The sequence below is a fragment of the Roseomonas sp. CECT 9278 genome, assembly GCF_918698155.1.
Lineage (GTDB): Bacteria > Pseudomonadota > Alphaproteobacteria > Acetobacterales > Acetobacteraceae > Neoroseomonas.
In genome coordinates, this window is record NZ_CAKKLX010000004.1 from 183,891 (window position 1) to 208,096 (window position 24,206).

21 protein-coding genes and 1 tRNA gene are annotated in these 24,206 nt (G+C 70.5%); 5 read left to right on the forward strand and 17 right to left on the reverse strand.

The genetic code is table 11. The features are described from left to right. Nucleotides 1–67 precede the first annotated feature (67 nt). From LQ222_RS04450 to ssb, 11 genes are all read right to left on the reverse strand, one after another. Entirely contained in the window at nucleotides 68–667 is a 600-nt protein-coding gene (locus LQ222_RS04450) for a 2-hydroxychromene-2-carboxylate isomerase (protein ID WP_230164758.1), read from the reverse strand. Nucleotides 668–672: 5 nt separating this feature from the next. Beyond that, nucleotides 673–1,302 (reverse strand): 3-oxoacid CoA-transferase subunit B, encoded by a 630-nt coding sequence (locus tag LQ222_RS04455; protein ID WP_230164759.1) that lies wholly within the window; start codon nucleotides 1,300–1,302, stop codon nucleotides 673–675. Next, entirely contained in the window at nucleotides 1,299–2,045 is a 747-nt protein-coding gene (locus LQ222_RS04460; protein ID WP_230164760.1) for a CoA transferase subunit A, read from the reverse strand. The genes LQ222_RS04455 and LQ222_RS04460 overlap by 4 nt, the downstream gene beginning before the upstream one ends. Before the next feature lie 57 nt (nucleotides 2,046–2,102). Beyond that, entirely contained in the window at nucleotides 2,103–2,984 is an 882-nt protein-coding gene (locus LQ222_RS04465) for a DMT family transporter (RefSeq protein WP_230164761.1), read from the reverse strand. 89 nt (nucleotides 2,985–3,073) lie between these two features. Continuing rightward, on the reverse strand, nucleotides 3,074–4,279 hold the full coding sequence (locus tag LQ222_RS04470; RefSeq protein WP_230164763.1) for an MFS transporter: 1,206 nt from the start codon (nucleotides 4,277–4,279) through the stop codon (nucleotides 3,074–3,076). Nucleotides 4,280–4,788: 509 nt separating this feature from the next. Continuing rightward, a tRNA-Lys gene (locus LQ222_RS04475) sits at nucleotides 4,789–4,864 on the reverse strand. 42 nt (nucleotides 4,865–4,906) lie between these two features. Further along, on the reverse strand, nucleotides 4,907–5,410 hold the full coding sequence (locus LQ222_RS04480) for a peptidylprolyl isomerase (RefSeq protein WP_230164765.1): 504 nt from the start codon (nucleotides 5,408–5,410) through the stop codon (nucleotides 4,907–4,909). Between the two features lie 10 nt (nucleotides 5,411–5,420). Next, nucleotides 5,421–6,005, reverse strand: coding sequence for a peptidylprolyl isomerase (locus LQ222_RS04485; protein WP_230164766.1), 585 nt, complete (start codon nucleotides 6,003–6,005; stop codon nucleotides 5,421–5,423). A gap of 14 nt (nucleotides 6,006–6,019) precedes the next feature. Further along, nucleotides 6,020–6,529: a pantetheine-phosphate adenylyltransferase gene (gene coaD / locus LQ222_RS04490; protein WP_230164767.1), complete on the reverse strand. Its 510-nt coding sequence runs from the start codon at nucleotides 6,527–6,529 to the stop codon at nucleotides 6,020–6,022. Further along, on the reverse strand, nucleotides 6,522–9,257 hold the full coding sequence (gene gyrA, locus LQ222_RS04495) for a DNA gyrase subunit A (protein ID WP_256443991.1): 2,736 nt from the start codon (nucleotides 9,255–9,257) through the stop codon (nucleotides 6,522–6,524). Before gyrA ends, coaD begins: the two co-directional genes overlap by 8 nt. 99 nt (nucleotides 9,258–9,356) lie before the next feature. Next, nucleotides 9,357–9,896: a single-stranded DNA-binding protein gene (ssb, locus tag LQ222_RS04500; protein ID WP_230164768.1), complete on the reverse strand. Its 540-nt coding sequence runs from the start codon at nucleotides 9,894–9,896 to the stop codon at nucleotides 9,357–9,359. 150 nt (nucleotides 9,897–10,046) lie between these two features. Between ssb and uvrA the strand changes: the two genes are divergently transcribed. Further along, entirely contained in the window at nucleotides 10,047–12,908 is a 2,862-nt protein-coding gene (gene uvrA / locus LQ222_RS04505; protein ID WP_230164769.1) for an excinuclease ABC subunit UvrA, read from the forward strand. A 239-nt stretch (nucleotides 12,909–13,147) separates the two neighbouring features. Then, a complete protein-coding gene (locus LQ222_RS04510) occupies nucleotides 13,148–15,736 on the forward strand; it encodes a calcium-binding protein (RefSeq protein ID WP_230164770.1) in 2,589 nt (862 codons plus the stop codon). A 90-nt stretch (nucleotides 15,737–15,826) separates the two neighbouring features. On the opposite strand, the gene LQ222_RS04515 is transcribed toward LQ222_RS04510, so the two are convergent. The 3 genes from LQ222_RS04515 to LQ222_RS04525 form a co-directional block, all read right to left on the reverse strand. Further along, entirely contained in the window at nucleotides 15,827–16,630 is an 804-nt protein-coding gene (locus tag LQ222_RS04515) for a hypothetical protein (protein ID WP_230164771.1), read from the reverse strand. 140 nt (nucleotides 16,631–16,770) lie between these two features. Then, nucleotides 16,771–17,898, reverse strand: coding sequence for a hypothetical protein (locus LQ222_RS04520; protein WP_230164773.1), 1,128 nt, complete (start codon nucleotides 17,896–17,898; stop codon nucleotides 16,771–16,773). Between the two features lie 67 nt (nucleotides 17,899–17,965). Then, nucleotides 17,966–18,778 carry a squalene/phytoene synthase family protein gene (locus LQ222_RS04525; protein ID WP_305800003.1) on the reverse strand — a complete coding sequence of 271 codons (813 nt, stop codon included), beginning with the start codon at nucleotides 18,776–18,778 and terminating at the stop codon, nucleotides 17,966–17,968. A gap of 344 nt (nucleotides 18,779–19,122) precedes the next feature. Here LQ222_RS04525 and LQ222_RS04530 point away from each other — a divergent pair, with 344 nt between their 5' ends. Further along, the gene (locus LQ222_RS04530) at nucleotides 19,123–19,764 is read left to right on the forward strand and encodes a superoxide dismutase (protein WP_230164774.1); all 642 of its coding nucleotides are present in this window, start codon (nucleotides 19,123–19,125) and stop codon (nucleotides 19,762–19,764) included. 236 nt (nucleotides 19,765–20,000) lie between these two features. Here the strand turns inward: LQ222_RS04530 and yajC are convergent, their stop codons facing one another. Beyond that, nucleotides 20,001–20,354, reverse strand: a complete 354-nt coding sequence (yajC, locus tag LQ222_RS04535) for a preprotein translocase subunit YajC (protein WP_230164776.1) — start codon at nucleotides 20,352–20,354, stop codon at nucleotides 20,001–20,003. A 91-nt stretch (nucleotides 20,355–20,445) separates the two neighbouring features. On the opposite strand from yajC, the gene LQ222_RS04540 reads away from it, so the two are divergent. Together LQ222_RS04540 and LQ222_RS04545 are read left to right on the forward strand one after the other, a co-directional pair. After that, nucleotides 20,446–21,309 (forward strand): ATP-binding protein, encoded by an 864-nt coding sequence (locus tag LQ222_RS04540; RefSeq protein ID WP_230164777.1) that lies wholly within the window; start codon nucleotides 20,446–20,448, stop codon nucleotides 21,307–21,309. 94 nt (nucleotides 21,310–21,403) lie between these two features. Further along, nucleotides 21,404–22,294: an FkbM family methyltransferase gene (locus tag LQ222_RS04545; protein ID WP_230164778.1), complete on the forward strand. Its 891-nt coding sequence runs from the start codon at nucleotides 21,404–21,406 to the stop codon at nucleotides 22,292–22,294. Nucleotides 22,295–22,303: 9 nt separating this feature from the next. Here LQ222_RS04545 and LQ222_RS04550 read toward each other — a convergent pair whose 3' ends face one another. Beyond that, entirely contained in the window at nucleotides 22,304–22,777 is a 474-nt protein-coding gene (locus LQ222_RS04550) for a hypothetical protein (protein WP_230164779.1), read from the reverse strand. A 141-nt stretch (nucleotides 22,778–22,918) separates the two neighbouring features. Continuing rightward, nucleotides 22,919–24,199, reverse strand: a complete 1,281-nt coding sequence (gene serS, locus LQ222_RS04555; protein ID WP_230164780.1) for a serine--tRNA ligase — start codon at nucleotides 24,197–24,199, stop codon at nucleotides 22,919–22,921. Between the last annotated feature and the right edge of the window lie 7 nt (nucleotides 24,200–24,206).

Sequence of the window (24,206 nt, forward strand, 5' to 3'; positions counted from 1 at the left end):
GCACCAGATGGGTCACCGCAGGCGCGCACCAGATGGGTCACCGGAGGCGCGCGCCGGATGCCGTGCGCTATCCGCGCGCCAGCCGCCGCGCCACGAAGTCCAGCCGGTCCTGCCCCCAGAAGATGTCCTCGCCGATCACGTAGCCCGGCGCGCCGAACACGCCGCGGTCCAGCGCCGCCTGCGTGTCCGCCAGCCGCCGTTCCTGCCAGCGCGGCTCGGCGCCCAGCGCCATCACCGCCGGCGCATCCAGCCCGCATTCCGCGATCAGCGCGGCCAGCACGGCGGGGTCGGCGGGGTTCTGCTCCTCCTCCCACAGCGCCTTCAGCACGCGATGCGCGAGGCGGACCGCCGGCGCATCGCCCATCGTCTCGCGCAGCGCGATCACGCAGCCGCAGCCGGGCAGTTCATTGTGCGGAAAATGCTTCGGCTGGATGGTGATGGGAATGTCCAGCGCCTCGCGCCACCGCGCCAGTTCCTGCAACCGGTACGCCTGGCGCTGTGGCGAACGCTTGGGCAGCGGCAGCCCGCCGGAATTGGCGAAGATGGTGCCGAAATCCACCGGGAAGATCCGCAGCGTGGCGTTGTGCTGCGCCGCCAGTGCCTCGATCCGCGCGGCCCCCAGATGCGTCCAGGGCGAATTCAACGAGGCGTAGTAGTCGATATGCATGCGGCTCACTCCGTGACGGGACAGGCGGTGGCGGCGCGGACCTCGTCGAGGCTCACACCGGGTGCCAGGTCATGCACCTTGAACGCCTCGCCGGTCGGCGCAAACAGCCCCATTTCGGTCACCACCAGCGTGACCACCCCGCGCGCCGTGATGGGCAGCGTGCAGCGCGCGAGCAGCCGCGGCGTGCCGTCGCGCATGCGGTGCTCCAGCATCAGGAAGACCCGCTTCGCGCTGGCCGCGAGGTCCATCGCCCCGCCGATCACGCCACCCTTGGCCCCCTTCACCTTCCAGTTGGCGAAGTCGCCATTCGCCGCGGCCTCATACGACCCCAGCACCGTCACATCGATCCGTCCGCCGCGGATCAGCGCGAAGCTGTCGGCATGGTCGACAATGGCGGCCCCAGGGTTCAGCGTGACGTGGCGACGGCTGGCATCGACCAGGTTCACATCTTCCTCGCCGGGGGCGGCGACCGGGCCGAAGCCGATCACGCCGTTCTCGGCATGGAAGGTGACCTCGCGGTCGCCCAGGTCCACATCGCAGACCAGCGTGGGCATGCCGACGCCGAGGTTGACGATCCAGCCATCCTGCAATTCGCGGCCGATGCGCTCGGCCATCTGCGGGCGGGTCCAGCTCATGACGCGGCCTCCTTGCGGGCGGGGAGTGCGGGCCAGATGCCCTCCGGCGCCGGCGGGATAACCACCAGGCGATGCACCAGGATGCCCGGCACATGCACGTCGTCGGCGTCGATCGCGCCGGCGGGCAGGATCGGTTCCTCGACCTCCACGATCACCAGCTTCGCGGCCGACGCCATGGCCGGGGCGAAGTTCCGCTGGGCGCGGCGGAAGCGCAGGTTGCCGGCCTCGTCCGCGCGCCAGGCCCGCAGCAGCGCGACATCGGCGGGCAGGGCGTATTCCAGCAGCACCTCGCGGCCGTTGATGATGCGCGTCTCGCGCCCTGCGGCCAGTTCGGTGCCGACCGCGGTGGGGGTGTAGAAGGCCGGGATGCCGGCACCCGCGGCGCGCAGGCGTTCGGCCAGCGTGCCCTGCGGCACGACCTCGGCCTCGACCTCGCCGCGTTCGTAGAAGGGCGTGAACGGCAGCTTGTCCGACGCCCGCGGCGCGGCGGTGAAGGAACAGATCACCTTCGCCACCTGGCCGTTCTCCACCAGCATGCCGATATCCGGGTTGCGCGGCTTGTGCGCGCCGCCGGTGGTGTTGCCGATGCACACCAGCCGCTTCGCACCCTGGCGCAGCAGTGCGGCGGTCAGGTTGAACGGCACGCCGGGCAGCGCGAAGCCGCCGAAGGCGATGGTCGCGCCATCGGGTATGCCCGCTACGGCCGCGTCGAAATCGGCCACCACCTTGCTGCGTCGTGCCATGCTGTCGTCCCCGTCCCTGCGCGCATCGTCCGGCGTGGCGCGCAGCCTGTCCAGGGGTCAGCGCCGGCGGCTCTCCGCGACCGCCAGCGTGACACCGCAGGCAACGATGATGCCCGCCCCCACCCAGGTAGTGGCATCGGGAAACAGGCCCGAGACGACATATCCCACCAGCACCGACCCGATCATCTGCCAATACTGGAAGGGCGAGATCACGCTGGCCTGCCCATAGGTCATGGCCTTGGCCACGCACCAATGCCCGCCCGCGCCCAGCAGCCCCAGCGCCAGGTGCAGCAGCAGGTCGGTCATGCTGTGCGGCATGATCCACACGAAGGGCGCGACGAAGCTCATCACCACCGTGCCGATCAACGCGGAATACATCACCGAGGTTTCCGGCCGGTCGATCCCCGCGACCTTGCGCGTGAACACCTGGTACACCGCGTAGCAGAAGGCCGAACCCACGATCAGCAGCGCGGCGGGCTGGAACACCTCGCTGCCCGGGCGGATCACCACCAGCACGCCGCAGAAGCCGACGATCACGGCCCCCAGGCGCTTGGCGTCGATGCGTTCACCCAGCATCGGCACCGCCAGCAGCGTGACGAAGAACGGCGCCATGAACGAGATCGACGCCGCCTTGGCCAGCGGCACGTCCTTCACCGCGAAGAAGAACAGCGTGGTCGACCCCAGCAGCAGCAGCGATCGCGAGATCTGCGCGGCCGGCCGCTTCGTGGCCAGAACCTCGATGCCATAGCGCGGCACCACCAGCAGCAGCACCACCGCCAGGTGCCCGGCGGTGCGCGCCCAGATGATCTGCTCGGACGGGTAGGTGCGGCTGAGCACCTGCACGATCCCGTTCATGATCGGGAAGGCCGTGGTCGCCACGCACATGAAGAAGATGCCGAGCCAGAGCCTGCGCAGCGCATCCTGGCGCGTCTCGCTCATGGTCGGTGCTGGCCCGGACGGTTCACGGGGCAAGCGTGTCGTGCCACATCCCGGCGGTCAACGCGTGCCCGGCGCCGCGCCGCGCGCCGTCACGCCGAGACCGGCCGCCGCAGCGCCCAGAACGCCACCGCCCCCGCCGCATAGGCCAGGATCGACAGCACGAAGGCCGGCCGGTAGGTGCCGGTCACGTCGAACAGCAGCCCCGCGCCCCAGGCGCCGATGCCCGCCCCCAGCCCCGACCCCACCGTGATGACGCCCAGGATGGTGCCCAGCCGCGGCCCGCCGAACAGGTCGGCGGTCTTGGCCGTGATGGCCGGCCCCCGGGCGCCCCAGGTGATGCCGAAGAAGCAGGCATGCAGCCACAGCATCAGGTGCTGGTCGCCACTGTCGATCAGCAGGGCCGCCGCCACGCCCAGGATCGAGATCGCATAGGCCAGGATCGCCGCGCGCTCGCGCCCGATATGGTCGGAGATGGTGCCGGTCAGGATCACCCCCGGCAGCGCCAGCAGGCTGCCCATGCCCAGCACGAAGGCGGCATAGAGCGGTTCGAACCCCTGCCCCACCGCGAAGGCCAGCTGGTGCAGCGAGACCAGGAAGCTGCCGATGCTGGTCAGCATGTACACCAGGAACAGCAGCCAGAAATGCCGCGTGCGCGCCGCCTCGGCGAGCGTCCAGGCGCGGCCGTCGACCGGTGCGCCCGTGACGCCGGCCGGGATGGCGGCCTCCGCCCGGCGGAACATCGCGGCCAGGGGGATCACCAGCACTCCCATCAACCCGGCCTGCAGCAGGTAGGCGTTCCGCCAGCCGGCCTCGTCCACCAGCCATTGCGCGACCGGTGCCGAGATCGCGCGGCCGAACCCGTTGGCCGATTGCAGCAGCGATATCGCCATGCCGCGCTGCGCCACGAACAGCCGCGAGACCAGCGGCACGAAGACGACAAGGCCGATGCAATTCGCCCCCAGCGTCATCACCACGCCGTACAGCAGCACCACCTGCCACAGCGTGGTTGCCTGCGAGGAACCGAGCAGGCCCGCCGTCAGCAGGCACCCGCCCAGCAGCACCATCCGCCGCGCGCCCAGACGGTCGACCAGCCCGCCCACCAGCGGCGAGGACAGCCCGCCGATGATCTGCCCCACCGAATAAGCCAGGCTGGCATCCGCGCGCGACCAGCCGAACTCAGCGACGAAGGCCAGCAGGAACACCGTGTAGGCATGCATCAGGCTGGCGGAGACGGTGAAGGCGAGGAACCCGCCGCCCACGATCATCCAGGCCTGGCGAGAGGGGCGGCCTGTCATGGTGCCGGGCTTGTCCTTGGTGCGAGGACGCCAGGATAGGATCGGGATTCGATGTCTGGCGAGGCCCCCGGGCGGGCGTCTCGCCCGCCGGCGCTGCAACCCGCGCGCGAACCGCCGAAACAGCAATTGCGCGATGATTTACGGATTCCCAAAGCGGCGTCAGACCACCGTGAATAGGCTGTGAGGCCCGCAAGCACTGGTGATTTCGCCGTTGTTCATCGTCACTGGACGCGCATTGTCTTGTGACAGTTGCGTCAGGCGTAGTGTTTGGGGAACGTGAACATGTTGAATACACAGAAGGTAGCACGCTTGCCGCGTGCTTCGTCTCGACCCGGTGGCAGGGTGCCACACCCGATCGAAGCGGCGTCCTCCGCCGTGGCCGTCGCCCTCGCGGAGGCGCATGAAGTCGGTGATACCGCCGCCGTGCGGATCCTGCATGCCGTGCTGGCGCTGCTGTCGGCGGCACCGCGGCCAAGCGCGCATTGACGCGCGCTTCGGCGCCAGGGGTTTGGTGTGCCCGGTGGGACTCGAACCCACGGCCCCATGATTAAAAGTCACGTGCTCTACCGGCTGAGCTACGGGCACGCCCGACCCGGCGCCGGGTCATGATGGCGCCGGGTGATAGCCTCAGGCGGCGTCCGATGCCACCCGCATCGAGCGGATCTTGTCCGGCCCCTGCACCTGGCCGGACATGCCGGCGCCGCGCTTGATCTTGTCCACCGCCTCCATGCCGGAGGTCACCTGCCCCCAGATGGTGTACTGCCCATCGAGGCTGGAGGCCGGCGCGAACATGATGAAGAACTGGCTGTTCGCGCTGTTCGGATCGCTGGTGCGCGCCATGCCGCAGGTGCCGCGCTGGAAGCGCGCGGTGCCGGGCTGGCTGAACTCGCCCTCGATATCCGGCAGGTCGGAACCGCCCGTGCCGGTGCCGGTCGGGTCGCCGCCCTGGGCCATGAAGCCCTCGATCACGCGGTGGAACGGCGTGTCGTTGTAGAAACCGCGGCGCGCCAGCGTCTTGATCTGCTCGACATGCTTGGGCGCCAGGTCGGGACGCAGCGCGATGGTGATGGTGCCGTGCTCGATCTCGATGATCAGCGTGTTCTCGGGATCGGCGGCGGTGGTGTCGGTCATCGAATGGTCCTCAGCGGATGTCGGCGGCGATGCGCGCGCTACGGATGCGGTCGGCCGGCTGCGGAACCTGGCCGCCCTGGCCCACGCCGCGCTTCAGGCGATCGACGGCATCCATGCCGGAGATCACCCGCCCCCAGATGGTGTACTGGCCATCGAGGCTGGGCGTCGGCGCGAACATGATGAAGAACTGGCTGTTGGCGCTGTTGGGGTTCTGCGTGCGCGCCGCGCCCACCGTGCCGCGGATGAAGCGCGCGCGGGACGGCGGGGAGAATTCGGCCGCGAGGTCGGGCAGGTTCGACCCACCGGTGCCGGTGCCGGTCGGATCCCCGCCCTGCGCCATGAAGCCCTCGATCACGCGATGGAAGGGCGTGTTGTCGTAGAAGCCGCGGCGGGTCAGCACCTTGATGCGCTCGACATGGCGCGGCGCCAGGTCGGGCAGCAGCTCGATGCGGACTTCGCCCGCGGGCAGCTGCAGCACCAGGATGTTCTCCGGGTTCGGCGGCGTGGCGGGAGCGGTCTGCGCCGGCGCGTCCTGCGCGCAGGCGGCGAGGCCGAGCGCGGCGATGCTGCCGCCGATAAGCGTCCTGCGATCCATGTGTGCGTGTCCCTTCAGGCCTGTGTTGCGCGCAGCTTCGCCATGGTGCGCTCCAGCGTGGTGCGCGGTACGAAGCCGGAGATGTCCCCGCCCAGCTTCGCGATCTCCTTGACCAGGCGGGAGGCGATGAACTGGTTGGTCTCGGATGCCATCAGGAAGACCGTCTCGATCTCCTGGTCCAGGCGGCGGTTCATGCCGACCATCTGGAATTCGTAGTCGAAGTCGGAGACGGCGCGCAGGCCGCGGATGATCATCCGCGCGCCGACCTCGCGCGCATAGTGCACCAGCAGCCCCTCGAAGGGCCGCACCTCGATGACGGTGCCGTGGCGTTCGGCGATGGCGGCGGTTTCGGCCTTCACCAGCGCGACCCGTTCCTCCAGGTCGAACAGCGGCCCCTTGCCGATGTTGATCGCCACGCCGACCACCAGGCGGTCGACCAGCCGCGCGGCGCGGCCGATCACATCCAGATGACCGTTGGTGACGGGGTCGAAGGTGCCCGGATACAGCGCGACGCGTTCAATCATGGGCCTCGGCCGCCTCCTCGTCATCGCCCTCGTCGGCGATCGGGAAGCAGGAGATCACGCGCTCCCCGTCCGACAGGCGCATCAATGTCACGCCCATGCCCTGCCGGCCGGTGATGCGCACGTCATCGGCCTCGATGCGGATCAGCTGGCCGCCATCGGTCACCAGCATCAGGTGGTCGCCCGGGCGCACGGGGAAGGTCGCGACCACCTCGCGCCCGGTGCGCTTGGACAGGGTGATGCCGGTGATCCCCTGCCCGCCGCGGCCGGTCACGCGGTATTCATGCGCCGATGTCCGCTTGCCGAAGCCGCCATCGGTGACCGCCAGAATGATCTCCTCCGCCGCTTCGAGCTCGTCGAAGCGCTCGGGGGTCAGCGCGATCTCGACGACCGGCTCCTCGGCGTCATCGGCGGGCGCTGCCTCCGCATCGTCCTCGCCGGCGCGCCGCTTGGCGGCGGCCGCCTTGAGATACGCCGCGCGCTCGGCCGGACTGGCCTCGATGTGACGCAGCACGGACAGCGCGATGACGCTGTCGCCTTCCTGCAGCCGGATGCCGCGCACGCCATCCGAATCGCGCCCGGCGAACAGGCGCAGCGTATCGGGTTCCGCCTGGAAGCGGATGCAGCGGCCCATGCGGGTCGCGAGCATCACGTCATCGCCCTCGCGGCAGGTCGACACGCCGATCAGGCTGTCGCGCTCGCCCAGCTTCATGGCGATCAGCCCCGACGACCGCACGTTGCGGAAATCCGACAGGCGGTTGCGCCGCACATTCCCGTGCAGCGTCGCGAACACCAGGTGCAGCCCTTCCCACAGTGTCTCATCGAGCGGCAGCGGCAGCACGGCCGTGACACTCTCGCCATCCTGCAGGTTCAGCACCTGGCGCAGCGAACGCCCGCGCGCCGTGGGGCTGGCTTCGGGCAACTGCCAGACCTTCTCGCGGAAGGCCATGCCGCGGCTGGTGAAGAACAGCACGAACTGATGGGTGTGGGCCACGAAGGACCGGATCACCACGTCGTCCTCGCGCGTGCCGGCGCCGGTGCGCCCCTTCCCGCCACGCCCCTGCGCGCGGAAGGTGTCGAGCGGCGTGCGCTTCACATAGCCGTCGCGCGTCAGCGTCACCACCATGGTGCCGGGTTCGATCAGGCTCTCGTCATCCACATCGGCAACGTGATCGACGATCTGCGTCATGCGCGGGGAGGCGATCTCCGCGCGCACCTTCAGCAGCTCCGCGGTCATCACCTCCATGCGGCGGACGCGGCTGCCCAGGATGTCGAGCAGGTCGCGGATGCGCTCGCCCACTTCGCCCAGTTCGGCGGTGATCTTGTCGCGCTCGAGGCCCGTCAGGCGCTGCAGGCGCAAATCGAGGATGCCGCGCGCCTGTTCTTCCGTCAGGCGCACCGTGCCCTCGGGCGTGATGACGTTGCGGTAGTCATCCACCAGCGCCAGCAGCACGCCGACATCGCCGGCCGGCCAGGCGCGTTCCATCAGCGCGGCGCGGGCCGTCGCCGCATCGGCGCTGGCGCGGATGACGCGGATCACCTCGTCGATATTCGCCACCGCGATGGCCAGGCCGATCAGCAGGTGCCCGCGTTCGCGCGCCTTGGCCAGGCGGTGGCGCGACCGGCGCAGGATGACCTCCTCGCGGAAGGCGATGAAGGCCATCAGGGCGTCCTTCAGCCCCATCTGCCGCGGCCGCCCATTGTCGAGCGCGAGGAAATTCACCGCAAACGACGTCTGCAACGACGTCATCCGGTACAGCTGGTTCAGCACCACCTCGGCCGTCGCGTCACGCTTCAGCTCGATCACGATCCGCATGCCCGAGCGGTCGGATTCGTCACGCAGGTCCGAGATGCCCTCGATCGCCTTGGCGCGCACCAGCTCGGCGATCTTCTCCAGCAGCGTGGACTTGTTGACCTGGTAGGGGATCTCGGTGACCGCGATGCACTGGCGGTTGCCCTTCATCTCCTCGATCTCGGCGCGCGCGCGCAGCGGGATGGAGCCGCGGCCCGTCTCGAAGGCCGACCGGATGCCCGCGCGCCCCAGGATGATCCCGCCGGTCGGGAAATCCGGCCCCGGGACGATCTGCATCAGGTCGTCGAGCGTGAGGGAATTGTCCGCGACCAGCGCCAGCGTGGCGTCGATGATCTCGGTCGGGTTGTGCGTCGGGATGTTCGTCGCCATGCCGACCGCGATCCCGTTGGCGCCATTGACCAGCAGGTTCGGGAAGGCGGCGGGCAGCACGCGGGGTTCTTCCGCGCTCTCGTCGTAATTCGCCTGGAAGTCGACGGTGTCCTCGTCGATGCCTTCCAGCAGCGCCATGGCGGACGGCGCCAGGCGCGCCTCGGTGTAGCGCATCGCCGCCGGCGGATCGCCGTCGACGCTGCCGAAATTGCCCTGCCCGTCGATCAGCGGCACGCGCATGCTGAAGGGCTGCGCCATCCGGACCATGGCGTCGTAGATGCTGCTGTCGCCATGCGGATGATACTTGCCCATCACGTCGCCGACCACGCGGGCCGACTTGCGATACGGCTTGTCGGCGGTGTAGCCGGCCTCCTGCATGGCGAACAGGATGCGACGGTGCACCGGCTTCAGCCCGTCGCGCGCATCCGGCAGGGCGCGCGCGACGATCACGCTCATGGCGTAGTCGAGGTAGGAGCGGCGCATCTCCTCCTCGAGCGCGACAGGCTGCGTGTCGAAGGGGGGCAGGCCGGGGGGGCTGGAGTCGCTCACGCGGGGTAACTCGATCCGATGTCGTGGGTCACGCGGCGCGGCGCGCGCTGGCGTGGCGCCATTGGCACCGCGCGCGCGCGCCCGTCAACCGCACAGGGGTCAGAACGGGATTTCGTCGTCGAGGTCGGTCTTCTTCGAATCCCAGCCGCCGCCACGCGAGGGCGCGCGCGAGGACCCGCCACCGCCGCCGTCGCCGCGCGGCGCGGCGCCGGAAGGCCGGTCGCCATAGCCGCCGCCACCGCCACCGGAGCGTTCGGCATAGCCGCCGCCCGCATCGTCGCCCGCCCCGCCGCCGCGCCCGCCGACCAGCTGCAATTCACCGCGGTACTGGCGCAGCACGATCTCGGTCGTGTAGCGGTCCTGCCCGTCCTTGTCGGCCCATTTGCGGGTCTCGATCTGGCCCTCGATGTAGACCTCGCTGCCCTTGCGCAGGTACTTCTCCGCCACCTCGCCCAGGCGATCGTTGAAGATCGCTACGGCGTGCCACTCGGTGCGTTCCTGCTGGTTTCCTTCGCGGTCCTTGTAACGCTCACTGGTGGCGATCCGCAGGTTCACGACCTTCCCACCATTCTGGAAGTTCCGCACTTCCGGGTCCTTGCCCAGGCGCCCGAGGATGATGACCTTGTTGATGCCCGCCATGCCGCGCAGTCCCTTGATTTCCGTCTGTCATACTAGCCCGGCGCGCCGCGCGGGGCCACCCTTGCCCCCCCCTTTGCAGCTTGCACAGGCCGCCGCATATATGGTGAGAACATCACCAGAACACCAGCGCGCCCCCGGAGTCTTCCCCCCATGACCGGCCATATCCGTATCCGCGGCGCGCGCCAGCACAACCTGAAGGATGTCGACCTCGACATCCCGCGCGACACGCTCACCGTGGTCACCGGCCTGTCCGGCTCGGGCAAGTCGTCCCTCGCCTTCGATACCATCTACGCCGAGGGCCAGCGCCGCTACGTCGAGTCGCTCAGCGCCTATGCGCGGCAGTTCCTGCAGCTGATGCAGAAGCCCGATGTCGATTCGATCGAGGGCCTGTCGCCGGCCATCTCGATCGAACAGAAGACCACCAGCCACAACCCGCGATCGACCGTCGGCACGGTCACCGAAATCCACGACTACATGCGTCTGCTCTGGGCCCGCGCGGGCGTGCCCTATTCCCCCGCCACCGGCCTGCCGATCGAAGCGCAGACCGTCTCCCAGATGGTCGATCGCGTCATGGCCATGGAGGAAGGCACGCGGCTGCTGCTGCTCGCCCCCGTGGTGCGCGGCAAGAAGGGCGAATACCGCAAGGAATTGGCCGAATGGCAGCGCCGCGGCTTCGAGCGCGTGAAGGTCAACGGCACGCTGCACCAGATCAGCGAGGCGCCCAAGCTCGACAAGAAGCTGAAGCACGACATCGAGATCGTGGTGGACCGCATCGTGGTGCGCGAGGGCGTCGCCCAGCGCCTCGCGGATTCGTTCGAGACCGCGCTCGGCCTGGCGGAAGGCATCGCCTATGCCGAGAACGCCGACACGCAGGAACGCACCGTGTTCAGTGCGAAATTCGCCTGCCCGGTCAGCGGCTTCAGCATCGAGGAAATCGAACCCCGCCTGTTCTCCTTCAACTCGCCGCATGGTGCCTGCCCGGCCTGCGATGGCCTCGGCACCGAGACCTTCTTCGACCCGCAGCTGGTGGTGCCGCAGGATGATGTCGCACTGAAGGACGGCGCCATCGCGCCCTGGACCGGCGCGCAATCGCCCTACTACACGCAAACGCTCGAAAGCCTGGCGCGCCACTTCAAGTTCGCGATGACGACGCCCTGGCAGGACATCGCGCCGCATATCCGCCAGCAGATCCTGCACGGTACCGGCGATGACGTGGTGACGCTGCGCTACAAGGACGGGCTGCGCGCCTACGAAGTCAAGAAGCCCTTCGAGGGCGTGCTGCCGAACCTGCAGCGCCGCTACAAGGAAACCGACAACCCCTGGGTGCGCGAGGACCTCTCGCGCTACCAGGCCGACAAGCCCTGCGCCACCTGCACCGGCTTCCGCCTGAAGCCGCAGGCGCTGTCGGTGAAGGTGGCCGGCAAGCACATCGCGGAAGTCAGCGACCTCTCGATCCAGCGCGCCCGCAACTGGTTCGCCACGGTGATGGAAACCCTCACGCCGCAACGCCAGGAAATCGCCCGGCGCATCCTGCGCGAGATCGAGGACCGGCTGCAGTTCCTGGTCGATGTCGGCCTGGACTACCTCAGCCTCAGCCGCTCCTCCGCCACGCTGTCGGGCGGCGAATCGCAGCGCATCCGGCTGGCCTCGCAGATCGGTTCCGGCCTGACCGGGGTGCTGTACGTGCTGGACGAACCTTCCATCGGCCTGCACCAGCGCGACAATGAACGCCTGCTCGGCACGCTGCGCCGCCTGCGCGACCTCGGCAACACCGTGCTGGTGGTCGAACACGACGAGGACGCGATCCGCCAGGCCGACCACCTGATCGACATCGGCCCCGCCGCCGGCGCCGGCGGCGGGCGCGTGATCGCCCAGGGCACGCCGGCCGAGGTCATGGCCAACCCCGCCAGCCTCACCGGCCAGTACCTGTCCGGCGCGCGCCGCATCGAAGTGCCCGCCACGCGCCGCAAGATCGACAGGAAGAAGCAACTGCGCGTGGTCGGCGCCACCGGCAACAACCTGAAGAACGTCACGGCCTCGATCCCGCTCGGCACCTTCGCCTGCATCACCGGCGTGTCCGGCGGCGGCAAGTCCACCCTGGTGGTGGAAACTCTCTACAAGGCCGCCTCGCGCCGCCTCATGGGCGCCGCCGAAGTCCCCGCCCCGCACGACCGCATCGAAGGGCTGGAACACCTCGACAAGATCATCGACATCGACCAGTCGCCGATCGGCCGCACGCCGCGATCGAACCCCGCCACCTATACCGGGCTGTTCGCGCCCATCCGCGACTGGTTCGCCGAAATGCCCGACAGCCGCGCGCGCGGCTACAAGCCAGGCCGCTTCAGCTTCAACGTGAAGGGCGGCCGCTGCGAGGCCTGCCAGGGCGATGGCCTCATCAAGATCGAGATGCACTTCCTGCCCGACGTCTACGTCACCTGCGACACCTGCAAGGGCAAGCGCTACAACCGCGAGACGCTGGAAGTGAAGTTCCGCGGCAAGTCGATCGCCGACGTGCTCGACATGACGGTGGATGACGGCGTGGAGTTCTTCTCCGCCGTGCCGGCCATCCGCGACAAGCTGCAGGTGCTGAAGGAAGTCGGCCTGGGCTACATCCATCTCGGCCAGCAGGCGACCACGCTGAGCGGCGGCGAGGCACAGCGCATCAAGCTGTCGAAGGAACTGTCCCGCCGCGCCACCGGCCGTACGCTGTACATCCTCGACGAACCCACCACCGGCCTGCATTTCGAGGATGTCCGCAAGCTGCTCGAAGTGCTGCACGCGCTGGTCGACCAGGGCAACACCGTTGTGGTGATCGAACACAACCTGGAAGTCATCAAGACCGCCGACTGGGTGCTCGACCTCGGCCCCGAGGGCGGCGAGGGCGGCGGACGCATCGTCGCCGAAGGCACGCCCGAGGACATCGCCGCCACCCCCGAAAGCCACACCGGCCGCTTCCTGGCCCCGCTGCTGGCGCGCAGCGAAGCACCGGCGAAAAAGCGCAGACGCGCCTGAGCGCCCGCGGCGGCGCGTCGCGGCGAACGGTCCGCGCAGCGCCCCCGCGCCGCATCGCCTGACCCGTGCTGCCGCACGACGCCGACCACCCGCGCCGAATCCGCACCGACAAGCCTCCTGCGCGAGCCCGGACACCAAATCACAACCAAAAGCTGCGCATCGAACTGCAATAAATTCACTTCATTGATTTTTTTTTGGGCTCCGCTACATCGAATGCGCACTATTTGGAACGGATCGACATGACCATCGGCGCCAACGGCCAGAACGGACAGGACGCCAGCGCATCACCAGGCACGGGCGGCGCCGGTGGCGCTCCCGGGGCAGGCACCGGCGCAGGCGGCGCGGGCGGGCTTGGCGGCCAGGGCGTTGGCGGCACCGTCGGACAAGGCGCGCCCGGTGAATCCATAGGCGTCTATCGTGGCATCGGCGGCCTTTCGCTCGAAGGCGGCGACGCCGACAGCGGCGGCTCGGGCGGCTACGCGAGCGACAGTGCCATGACCGGCGGCGGCGGCGGCGGCGCGGGCGGCGCCGGTGTCGTCGTGGCCGCCACGGCGACCCTCACCACCGACCAGACCGGCGGCAATGGCGGGGATGGCGGCGACGGCGCCGGCACGTCAGGCCAGTTCTCCGGTGGTGGTGGCGGCGGGGGCGGCGGCTCCGCGGTGCGGCTGGACGCCACCGAGCTCACCAACAGCGCCACGCTGCTCGGCGGCACTGGCGGCAATGGCGGGGTCGGCAGCGGCACGGACTTCAGTCTCGTCTTCGATACCGGCCGGGGCGGCGTGGGCGGCCACGGCATCCACGTGACCGCCACCGGCGGCGCGACCATCACGAATTCGGGCAGCATCACCGGTGGCGCGGGCGGCCAGCGCGGCGACTTCGGCGCCTTTGCCCTGGGCGGGTCGGGCATCCTGGGTTTCGACCTGACGATCCTCAATACCGGCACCATCGCCGGCGGCCTGACCAACGGCGTGCGCGCCGACGCGATCACGCTGCTTTCCGGCACCAACACCGTCGCGCTTGAAGCGGGCGCCGTCTTCACCGGCAATGTCGTGGCCGATGGGCTGGCCTCGACCGACGACACGCTGCGGCTGACCGGCGGCGCCGCCGGCAGCTTCGCGATCGGCTCGGTGGGCGCCGGCCAGCAGTTCCGCTTCTTCGACATCCTCGACATGGCGGGCTCCGACACCTGGACGCTGACCGGCACCGCCGCGCAGGACATCGCCGTCAGCATCACCGGCACCGGCACGCTGCTCGCGAGCGGCGGCGCCGCGCTCGATGACGCCAGCGCGCTCACCCTCCAGGCCGGCACCTTCGCGATCGACGCGAACGAGACCATCGGCACGCTGGAGGGCACCGCCGGGTCGCTCGACCTGCGCGGCTTCACCCTGACGGTGACCGGCCGGACGCTCGATGCCAGCGCGCTGACCGTCACCAGCAGCGGCACCTTCACGACCAGCGCCACGGCCGGCACCGTCTTCAGGGGCACCGCCACCGCCGATTCGATGGTCGGCTTCACCGGCGCCGACTTCATGAACGGCAACGACGGCGCGGACACGCTCAGGGGCGACGCTGGCGCGGATGCCCTGAACGGCGGCGAGGGCGACGACCGGATCGATGGCGGCGTGGGCGCCGATACGATGAACGGCGGCGCCGGCAGCGACGTCTATATCGTCGACGACGCCGGCGACCGCGTGATCGAAGGCAGCGCCGGCGGCAGCGACGTGGTGGAGGCCTCGGTCACCTATGCGCTGACGTCCGGTGTCGAAGTCCTGCTGCTCACGGGCATGGACGCGATCGGCGGCACCGGCAACAACGAAGCGAACCTCATCACCGGCAATGGCGTGGCGAACCTGCTCTCGGGCATGGGCGACAACGACCGGCTCGACGGCGGCAACGGCAACGACACGCTGATCGGCGGCAGCGGCGCCGACACGCTGGTCGGCGGCAGCGGCGACGACCTGTTCATCATCACCGATGGCGACGACCGGCTGACCGAGGACAGCGGCGGCGGCACGGATGTCGTGCAGTCGTCGGTCAGCTACACCCTGGGGGCCAACCTGGAGGTCCTCGTGCTGACCGGCAGCGCGGTCGGGGGCAGCGGCAACACGCTCGACAACACCATCTACGGCAATGCCGGGCGGAACGGCCTCAACGGCGATGCCGGCGACGACATCCTGATCGGCGGCGGCGGCGCGGACTCGCTGTTCGGCAGCACCGGCGACGACATCTACGCCGTCGGCGCGGGCGACGCCGTATTTGAAAGCAGCGGCGGGGGCAACGACCTGGTGCGCGCGACGGTCACGCATACCATGGCGGCCAATGTCGAAAGGCTGCTGCTGGTGGGCGGCAGCGCGATCAACGGCAACGGCAACAACCAGCGCAACGCCATGGACGGGAACGTCGGCGCGAACGAGCTGTCCGGCGCCGCCGGCAACGACGTCATCAGGGGCAATGGCGGCGCCGACACGCTCATCGGCGGCGAGGGCGTGGACCTGCTGGCCGGCGGTGCCGGCGCCGACGTCTTCCGCTTCGACGTCGCGCCCGGCGCCGGCAACTACGACCAGGTGCTCGACTTCTCGATCGCCGAGGACAGGATCGAGCTCGACCGGTCGGAATTCAGCGCGCTCGCGCTCGGCGCGCTGGCGGCCGGCGCCTTCGCCACCGGCGCCCGCGCCACCCAGGCCGATGACCGAGTGCTCTATGACGCGACCACCGGCTGGCTGCGCTACGATGCCGATGGCCTCGGTGGCGGCGGCGCCTCGCTGGTCGCGAGGTTCGACGCCGGCCTCGCGCTCACCGCCGCGCAGTTCAGCATCATCGCCTGAAGCTGCGGCCGGCCGCCCCCATGCGCGGGGCCGGCCGGCCCACCACGACGACACGCCGGGCGCGCGAGGCCAGCGCCCGGCACCGCCGGGTCAGGCCGCGCCGGTCACGGGCGTCCGGCGCGCCGCCTCGATCGCCGCGCGTTCCTGCGCGGTCAGCACCACGAAGCGCAGTTTCTCATCGAGCGGAAAGGCCGATCCGCCGGCCGGGTCGCGCAGCGCCAGCACCAGGCCCCGCCCCTCATCCAGCACGAACGGCTTGTCGGATTTGCGCACCGGCCATTCGAAGACCTCGCCGCGCTCATCCTCGACCACCCAGCTCGGCCCCTCGCCCCAGCCGCGGAAGCGGACCGGCGCGGCGACCAGCGGGCGCTGCGCCAGCGCCTTCACGTCGCCGCCCTTCGCCTGGCCCTTCCAGGCCGCGATCAGCAGCCCGCCGATCAGCACAACCGCGAAGGCCAGGCCGCCGAGCGCCGTGCCGACACGGTTCCACAGCCGGTCCAGCCCGAGATCCGTCGTCACCAGACCGGCCCGCGCCGGGTCCGCCATCGGCACCGCCGACCACGACCCCATATGCGGTTCGACGAACATGTAGGTGACCTTGCGCGTCCGCGCGCCGTCCTTGTCGCGCCAGGCGATGGTCAGGTCGCAGGTCTGGAACAGGAACAGCCGCGATCGGCAGCGGCCCTCGGCGATCCGCGCGGCCGGCGCCGGCCGGGCGGCGTCCCGCACCGCAAAGTCGTCGCGGATGGCGGGGCAGATCTCGATCGCCAGCAGCGCGATGAAGCCGCCGAACAGCACCGTGCCGACCAGCGCCAGCAGCCAGCCACCAACGGCGCCACGCCCGGGCCTGAGCACGAAGGGGCGGCGTGGAAACGCCTCGAGCAGCGGCCTCATGCGGGATCTCCCATCTGGCGGTCACGGTGGAGCGCCTTGGCGGTGCGGCGCGCGTCATCTGGTGCCACGGCCCGGCAATCGCCTCCCCGAAGCGGTTCACAGGGCGCCGCCGCAGGGCCGGCGAGAGGCGGGGCCGTGCGCTACGGGCCGGTCGAGCGCTCGAACTCGCTGCGCCGCACCAGGTCGCGGCGCACCGCGCGGATCGTGCTGCGGCCGGCATGGCGCGCCAGGTAGGGTGCCGGCACCTGCCGGCGGTCCAGCAGCAGGTGCCACAGCGCGCGGATCTCCGCCTCGCTGGCCAGGCGGTCGGGATCGTCGCGCTCGGCATCCATCGTCGCGATGGTGGTCTCCAGTTCCTCCTGGCGGAAGCGCGCATGCATGTTGAAGGCCCGTTGCGCGATGTGCTGCACCGTCGCCTGGGCCAGCGGGCCGAAGCGGAACAGCTCCGCCTCGGCCCAGCTCAGGCCCTCGAACCCCAGCTTGCGGAAGATCGCCGGCGAGAAGTGCTGCCCCTCCTGCCCGATATAACGCCCGAAGCAGACATCGGTGCCGATCCGCGCCAGGCCCAGCTCGGCGCAGGCGAGCTCGTTCGCGGCATCCTGCGTCACGGCGTCGCGCGCCACGCGGCGCGTCCGCCAGAGCTCCAGCAGCCGCCGCTTGTTGCGCGCGCGATAGTCATTGCGGCGGATCTCGTCCCACCAGTCGGGCAGCCAGGCCTGGATGCGCCGCCAGGCCTCGCGCCGCAGCCCGAAGGCCCAATGGTGGCCGAGCTGGCGGAACCCGACCTCCGGCCCCGGCGGTCGCTTGCGATGGTCGCCATAGGCGGCGAAATGGCCGACCTGGTCGGCGAAGGGCTCGGTGGCGCGGCGCACCCCCTCCATCGCCGCGAGGTAGAGCGGCCCGGGCTCGAGGTCGTCCTCGAAGAAATAGCCGACCGGCGCGTCCAAATCCTCGAACACCAGCGCCTGCCCGCGCAGGATGTTCTCGGCGATGCCGAGGTTGTGCTCCGCCGCATGCACATGCCCGTCGGGAAAATGCGCGCGGAACACCGCGATGCTGCGGGCGATCAGCGCGGGATCGCCGTGGCGGCGGCCCGTGAGCTGGGACACCGCGCCGTCCTGCATCAGATGGACCCGCGCCGGGTCGGGCTTCAGCTGCACCTGAGCGGCCAGGCCGCGGCACAGCGTCTCCAGGTAGTCCGGCCGATCGAAGGAGAAGATCACGATCGGCACGTCGGTGGTGCCCGTGGGGATCGACTCGATTTTCATCCTGGCCTCCCGGCGGGCGCAGTCTGGGTGGGCGTGCAGGGCCGCGCAAGGCGGGTGCGACGCCGCGTCATGGCCGCCCACGCAGCCCGGCCCAGGCCACCGCCAGGCGGTCCGCCACGCCGCGCCCGCGCGGCGCGACGGTTCCCCCCGCCGCCAGGCGCGCCAGGTCCCGCCGGGCCAGGACCGCCGGCAGGCCGGCCGCGATGGCGCCGGGCGGCAGGTCGTGCCGCGCGCCGTCCAGCGCGACCAGGCCCTCCGCCGCCATGTCGCGCAGCATGGCCTGTAGCGCGGGCGCGCCCGGCGCCGCCATGACCGCGGCGGCCGACAGGCCATGCCGCGCCAGGCGGTCGGCCGGCAACACGCAACGACCCTGCGCCGCATGGACCGCGGTGCTGCGCAGCACGCCCGCCAGCCCATAGGCGGCGCCGAGGCCGCGCAGCGCCTCGGCCTCGGCCGGCGTCGCGCGCAGCGCCAGCCCGGCCGCCGCGGACCAGCCGCCGGCGGTGCCGCGCAGCCAGGCCACGAAGGCTTCCTCGGAGGCGATGCCGTCCTCCGCCTCGACCTCCCGCGCATCGACCATGGACAGCAGCGCGTCGGGGTCGAGCATGCCGGCGACGATCGCTCCATGCAGGGGTGCGGCGACCTCGTGCCGGCGCGGGGGGCGGCCGGCGCGCGCTTCGTCGATCGCGTCGCGCCACCATTGCAGGCGGATCAGCGCGGCCATCGGGTTGGTCGTGGCTTCCCGCGCGCGCGCCAGTTCGTGGTTCACGCCGATCAGCACGAAGATCGCCTCGCGCGACGCGGCGGGCGCGAACAGGGCGCACAGGAAGCGATCGGGGTCGTGCTCGCGCGCGAAGGCGCCGATGGGGGAGAGGGCCACGGCGGGGATATGCCTCGCGCGCTCGCGCGCGGGAAGGGCGGGGTCGGCGCGCTTGCGCGCGGGAAGGGCGGGGTCGGCGCGCTGGCGCGCGGGAAGGGCGGGGTCGGCGCGCTTGCGCGCGGGAAGGGCGGGGTCGGCGCGCGGGCGCGCGGGCCGCCGTGTCGAACGCGCGCGCACGGACAACCGGCGCTCATGCGCTGCCGCGCCGGACGTGCCGGTGAACGCCGGGGGAAAGCCGAATGCGCCGCGCCGCGAAACCCTTCGCGGTTGACGCCCGTTGCACCCCCGCCTACCTCGACGGGCAGCGCGCCCCGCGCTGCGCCCGATTGACCGGAGAGACCCCCATGGCCTTCAGCCTGCCCCCGCTGCCCTACGCCACCGCCGCGCTCGCCGGCAACGGCATGTGCCAGGAGACGCTCGAACTCCATCACGGCAAGCACCACAACGCCTATGTCACGGCGCTGAACGGGCTGGTCGAGAGCAAGGGCCTCGCCGGCAAGTCGCTGGAAGCGATCTGCGCCGAGGCCGGCAAGCAGGGCGCCGACGGCCTGCCCGTGCTGAACCAGGCCGGCCAGCACTACAATCACTGCCTGTTCTGGAACGTGATGGCGCCGGGCGGCTCGCATGGCGACAGCGTCCCGGCGGCGCTGGCGGCCAAGATCGACGCCGACCTCGGCGGCCTCGCGGCCTTCAAGGACGCCTTCAAGGCGGCGGGCGCCACGCAGTTCGGCTCCGGCTGGGCCTGGCTGGTGGTCGGCGCCGACGGCAAGCTGAAGGTGACCAAGACGCCCAACGGCGCCAACCCGATCAGCACCGGCGAAGGCCAGCCGATCCTCGGCTGCGACGTGTGGGAACACGCCTACTACCTGGATTTCCGCAATGTCCGCCCGAACTACCTGGCGAACTTCCTGGACAAGCTGGTGAACTGGGACGTGGTGGCGGACCTGATGGGCAAGGGCGGCTTCACTGCCGGCCAGTCGGCCTGACCATCCTCCACGAAGAAGGGCGCCGAGGGGAAACCCCGGCGCCCTTTTTCATGCGCGACCCAGGGATGTCAGATGCCAGCGGTCAGCGAAGCTGACCGAGGCCGCGAAGGCGCCCCGCCGGCAGTGCGGCGAAGCCCACAGCGCGGAGCGCGCACCCGTAACTGAGCGCGCGGAGCGCACGCGTCACGCCGCAGGCGTGCCTTCGGCACGTCACGCCCGAGGGCACGAGAGAAGCCTCAGGCCGGCTTCTCGTCATTGGCCGCCTGCGGGCGGATGACGCTGGTGATGGTCCCGCGCACCAGCATCACGCGCACATTCGGCGCGATCTCGGCCTCGATCTCGTCGGAGCCTTCCTTGACCTTCGTGATGGTGCCGACGATGCCGCCGGCGGTCACCACGCGGTCGTTGCGCTTGAGCTGCGTCAGCATCTCGCGGTGCTCCTTCATCTTCTTCTGCTGCGGGCGGATCAGCAGGAAGTAGAAGACGACGAAGATCAGGATCAGCGGCAGCAGCTGCATGACGATGCCCGCGGCACCGCCGGCGCCGGCGTCCTGGGCATGGGCGGTCGAGATCCCGAAGGGGGTCCACATGTGTTCTGTTTCCGTCTTCCGGCGTGAAGGCGCGGAACCTACCCACCCGCCCCTTCCCGTCAATAGCATCCCGGCCTAAAGCGCGCCTGCCATGGATGATCCCGCCCTGCTGCCCGCCCTGACCCGCATCGCCGAGGCGCTCGAGCGCCTGGCCCCGCCACCTGCCGGCGCGCCCGCCCTGACCGGCGCCGACGCCTTCGTCTGGCACCCGGAACCGGTCGCGCGGCTGGTTCCGGTACCGCGCGTGGCGGCCGTGCCGATCGACCTGCTGCGCGGGGTCGAGCGCCAGAAGGGCCTGCTGCTGGACAACACCATGCGCTTCGCCCGCGGCTTCACAGCCAACAACGCGATGCTGTGGGGCGCACGCGGAACCGGCAAGTCGTCGCTGGTGAAGGCCGCGCACGCCGCCGCCAATGCGGAACTGCCCGGCAGCCTGGCCCTGATAGAAATCCAGCGCGAGGACATCCGCACCCTGCCCGACCTGCTCGGCCTGCTGCGCGCGCAGGACCGCCGCTGCCTGGTGTTCTGCGACGACCTGTCCTTCGAACGCGAGGATGCCGACTACAAGGCGTTGAAATCCGTGCTGGATGGCGGCATCGAGGGCCGGCCGGAGAACGTGCTGTTCTACGCCACATCCAACCGCCGCCACCTGATGTCGCGCGACATGATCGAGAACGAGCGCGCTGGCGCCATTCACGGCAATGAGGCGGTCGAGGAGAAGGTCTCCTTGTCCGACCGCTTCGGCCTGTGGATCGGCTTCCACAATGCCGACCAGGACACCTTCTTCGCGATGATCGACGGCTACGCCGCGCATTTCGGCATCCCCATCGGCACCGAGGAACTGCACGCCCAGGCGATCGAATGGTCGGTGACGCGCGGCGGGCGGTCGGGGCGCGTGGCCTGGCAGTTCATCCTGGACCTCGCCGGGCGGCTTGGCGTGAAGATCGCGGCCTGACGGGCCACAGCGCCATGCCGCGCCGTCCAGACGAGGCAGCCCTGCCCCGCCGGTTGAACACGCGGCCCTGTCGCGGCGGATGCCGGCGCCGGCCATGGCGCGCCGGATGAAGATCGCCGCGCTGCCTCGGCTGGCGGGCTTCCTGTGGCGAAACCCACTGGTACGGCGCGACCCGCTCGGCGCGGCGGCGCGGCTGGTCCGCTGGCAGATGGCAGCACGGCGTGGGGCGATGCTCGATGCGCCATGGGTGGAAGGCCCGGCCGGCGCCGTGCGGCTGCGGCTGCGGCGCGGCCTGTCCTCCGCCACCGCCTGCTGGTACGCCGGCCTGACCGACCCGGCCGAGATGGGCTTCGTGCTGCAGGCCCTGCGCGCCGATGACCGCATGGTCGATGTCGGTGCGAATGTCGGCGTCTATGCAGCCTTGGCTGCCGGAGCCGTGGGTGCGCGCGTGCTGGCGCTGGAACCGGCCGCCGAGACGTTGCCGCACCTGCGCGCCATGGTCGCGCTGAACGGCATCGCGGACCGTGTGACGATCCGCGCCGTCGCCGCCGGCGCAGCGCCGGGTGTTCTGCGCTTCACGGCCGGGCGCGGCACGACGAACCGCGCCGCGGCGGATGGTGCCGTGGACGTGGCGGTCGAGACCCTGGACGCGCTGTGCGCCGATGCCCCGCCGCTGCTGGTGAAGGTGGATGTGGAAGGTGCCGAGCCCGAGGTGCTGGCGGGCGCCGCCGGCCTGCTGGCGGGCGATGCGCTGAAGGCCGTGATCCTGGAGACCGCCGGCGCGACGGATACCGCGGTGGAGCACACCATGCGCGCCGCCGGTTTCGCGCCCTTCGCGCACGACCCGTTCCGCCGCGCGCTGACGCCGCTTGCCGGCCCGGCGCGGCCGAACACGCTGTACCTGCGCGATGTGGGGTTCTGGGAGGCGCGCCTGGCGGCGGCGCCGCCGATCCGCGTCTTCGGCCGCGCGCTGCAGGCTGGTTGACGACCCGCGTCAGGGCGCGCCTTCGCCGCCGCGCACCCGCAGGATCCGTGCGAGCACCGCAGGACGCGCCGCACGATCAATGGCGCCCTTCATCTGCCAGTCGAGGCCTGCCAGCCGGCCGGCTTCAGCCGGGCATTCGGCTGTTGCGGCCTCCGCGATCACCGGTGCCGCCTCGGCGCTTGCACGGGCAAGCGCCGCCGCGGCTTCCAGCACACAGGCGAGGTAGCGACGGCCCGCCTCGCCGACCTGCGCATCGCGTTGCTCGGCCTGCGCGATGTTGCGGCGCGTGGCTTCTGCTGCGCGACGCTCGCGATAGGGCCGCGAAACCTCGTGGCGGATGGATGATGCGGCCAGCAGGGCCGATGTCTGCTCGACCCGGCGTTCGTAGCCGGCCGGAAAGGCGCATTGGTCGAGCGCTCGATCGATGGCACGCGCATCATCATCAGCGGTCATGCCATCAATGGCTTCGCCCGACGCCAGCATCTGGCGCCGAAGGTCGTCGCGGACGCATTGGGCGCCACGGACCCAATCGAAGCGCGGCGGCGGCGACGGGGCCCGCTGAGGCGCTGGCGCGCACCCCCACAGGGCCAGCAACGCCAAGGCGGCAGCAGGGCGGCCCATGGTTCAGCGCGCGATGCGCTCGATCCCGCCCATCCAGGGGCGCAGCACCTCGGGCACCAGCACCGAGCCGTCCTCCTGCTGGAAGGTCTCCATCACCGCGATCAGCGCGCGGCCGACCGCGACACCAGACCCGTTCAACGTGTGCAGGAACTGGTTGCCCTTGCCTTCGCGCGGCTTGAACCGCCCGTTCATGCGCCGCGCCTGGAAATCGCGCGTGTTGGAGCAGGACGAGATCTCCCGCCACGCGCCCTGCCCCGGCAGCCACACCTCCAGGTCGTAGGTGCGCGCGGCGCCGAAGCCGGTATCGCCCGCGCACAGGAACACGCGCCGCCAGGTCAGGCCGAGGTCGGTCAGCACGCGCTCGGCGCAGCGCGTCATGCGTTCGTGCTCGGCGGCGGAGGCATCGGGGGTGGTGATCGACACCATCTCGACCTTGGCGAACTGGTGCTGGCGGAGCATGCCGCGGGTGTCGCGCCCCGCGCTGCCGGCCTCGCTGCGGAAGCAGGGCGTGAGCGCGGTCAGGCGCAGCGGCAGGTCGGCCTCGGGGAAGATTTCCTCGCGCGCAAAGTTGGTGAGGGGCACCTCGGCGGTCGGGATCAGCGAACGATCGTCTGTGGTGCGGAACAGGTCGTCGGCGAATTTCGGCAGTTGGCCAGTGCCGTACATGCTGGCGTCGTTGACCAGCAGCGGTACCGAGGCCTCGGTATAGCCGTGCTCATCGGTATGCAGCGCCAGCATCCATTGCCCGAGCGCGCGTTCCATCCGCGCGAGCGGACCCTTCAGCACGGTGAAGCGCGCGCCCGCGATCTTCGCGGCGGTGGCGAAGTCCATCAGGCCGAGGGCTTCGCCGAGCTCGAAATGCTGCTTCGGCGTGAAGGCGAAGTCGGGGATGTCGCCGTGCTGGTGGAGCACGACGTTGGCGGATTCGTCGCGGCCGTCGGGGACGTCGGGGTCTAGGGTGTTGGGGAGCGTGCTGAGGATCAGGTCACGCTGCGCTTCGGGTTCGTTTGCCCTGTTCCCGAACCACTGCGATTGGCGAACTTCCCAATCCGCTATATCGCGGATCAGTTGTTCCGCTTCGTCGTGCTTCCCACCCGCCTTGAGCTTCCCAACTTCGCGGCTCTTGAGCTTTAGCTCGGCGCGCGACTCCTCAAATTCCTTCGTTGCCGAACGAACGGCTTGGTCGAGTTCGAGAATCTGCCCGGAAGCCGGCTCCATCCCCCGCCGTGCCAACGCCGCATCGAACCCCGCCGGATCGGCGCGGATCGCCCTGATATCGTGCATCGCCCTG

Excerpts from the sequence above, each read along its gene's own strand:
- LQ222_RS04450 (WP_230164758.1), bottom strand. The coding sequence starts at position 667 with ATGCATATCGACTACTACGCCTCGTTGAATTCGCCCTGGACGCATCTG.
- LQ222_RS04455 (WP_230164759.1), bottom strand. The coding sequence starts at position 1,302 with ATGAGCTGGACCCGCCCGCAGATGGCCGAGCGCATCGGCCGCGAATTG.
- LQ222_RS04460 (WP_230164760.1), bottom strand. The coding sequence starts at position 2,045 with ATGGCACGACGCAGCAAGGTGGTGGCCGATTTCGACGCGGCCGTAGCG.
- LQ222_RS04465 (WP_230164761.1), bottom strand. The coding sequence starts at position 2,984 with ATGAGCGAGACGCGCCAGGATGCGCTGCGCAGGCTCTGGCTCGGCATC.
- LQ222_RS04470 (WP_230164763.1), bottom strand. The coding sequence starts at position 4,279 with ATGACAGGCCGCCCCTCTCGCCAGGCCTGGATGATCGTGGGCGGCGGG.
- LQ222_RS04480 (WP_230164765.1), bottom strand. The coding sequence starts at position 5,410 with ATGACCGACACCACCGCCGCCGATCCCGAGAACACGCTGATCATCGAG.
- LQ222_RS04485 (WP_230164766.1), bottom strand. The coding sequence starts at position 6,005 with ATGGATCGCAGGACGCTTATCGGCGGCAGCATCGCCGCGCTCGGCCTC.
- coaD (WP_230164767.1), bottom strand. The coding sequence starts at position 6,529 with ATGATTGAACGCGTCGCGCTGTATCCGGGCACCTTCGACCCCGTCACC.
- ssb (WP_230164768.1), bottom strand. The coding sequence starts at position 9,896 with ATGGCGGGCATCAACAAGGTCATCATCCTCGGGCGCCTGGGCAAGGAC.
- uvrA (WP_230164769.1), top strand. The coding sequence starts at position 10,047 with ATGACCGGCCATATCCGTATCCGCGGCGCGCGCCAGCACAACCTGAAG.
- LQ222_RS04510 (WP_230164770.1), top strand. The coding sequence starts at position 13,148 with ATGACCATCGGCGCCAACGGCCAGAACGGACAGGACGCCAGCGCATCA.
- LQ222_RS04515 (WP_230164771.1), bottom strand. The coding sequence starts at position 16,630 with ATGAGGCCGCTGCTCGAGGCGTTTCCACGCCGCCCCTTCGTGCTCAGG.
- LQ222_RS04520 (WP_230164773.1), bottom strand. The coding sequence starts at position 17,898 with ATGAAAATCGAGTCGATCCCCACGGGCACCACCGACGTGCCGATCGTG.
- LQ222_RS04530 (WP_230164774.1), top strand. The coding sequence starts at position 19,123 with ATGGCCTTCAGCCTGCCCCCGCTGCCCTACGCCACCGCCGCGCTCGCC.
- yajC (WP_230164776.1), bottom strand. The coding sequence starts at position 20,354 with ATGTGGACCCCCTTCGGGATCTCGACCGCCCATGCCCAGGACGCCGGC.
- LQ222_RS04540 (WP_230164777.1), top strand. The coding sequence starts at position 20,446 with ATGGATGATCCCGCCCTGCTGCCCGCCCTGACCCGCATCGCCGAGGCG.
- LQ222_RS04545 (WP_230164778.1), top strand. The coding sequence starts at position 21,404 with ATGGCGCGCCGGATGAAGATCGCCGCGCTGCCTCGGCTGGCGGGCTTC.
- LQ222_RS04550 (WP_230164779.1), bottom strand. The coding sequence starts at position 22,777 with ATGCTGGCGTCGGGCGAAGCCATTGATGGCATGACCGCTGATGATGAT.
- serS (WP_230164780.1), bottom strand. The coding sequence starts at position 24,199 with ATGCACGATATCAGGGCGATCCGCGCCGATCCGGCGGGGTTCGATGCG.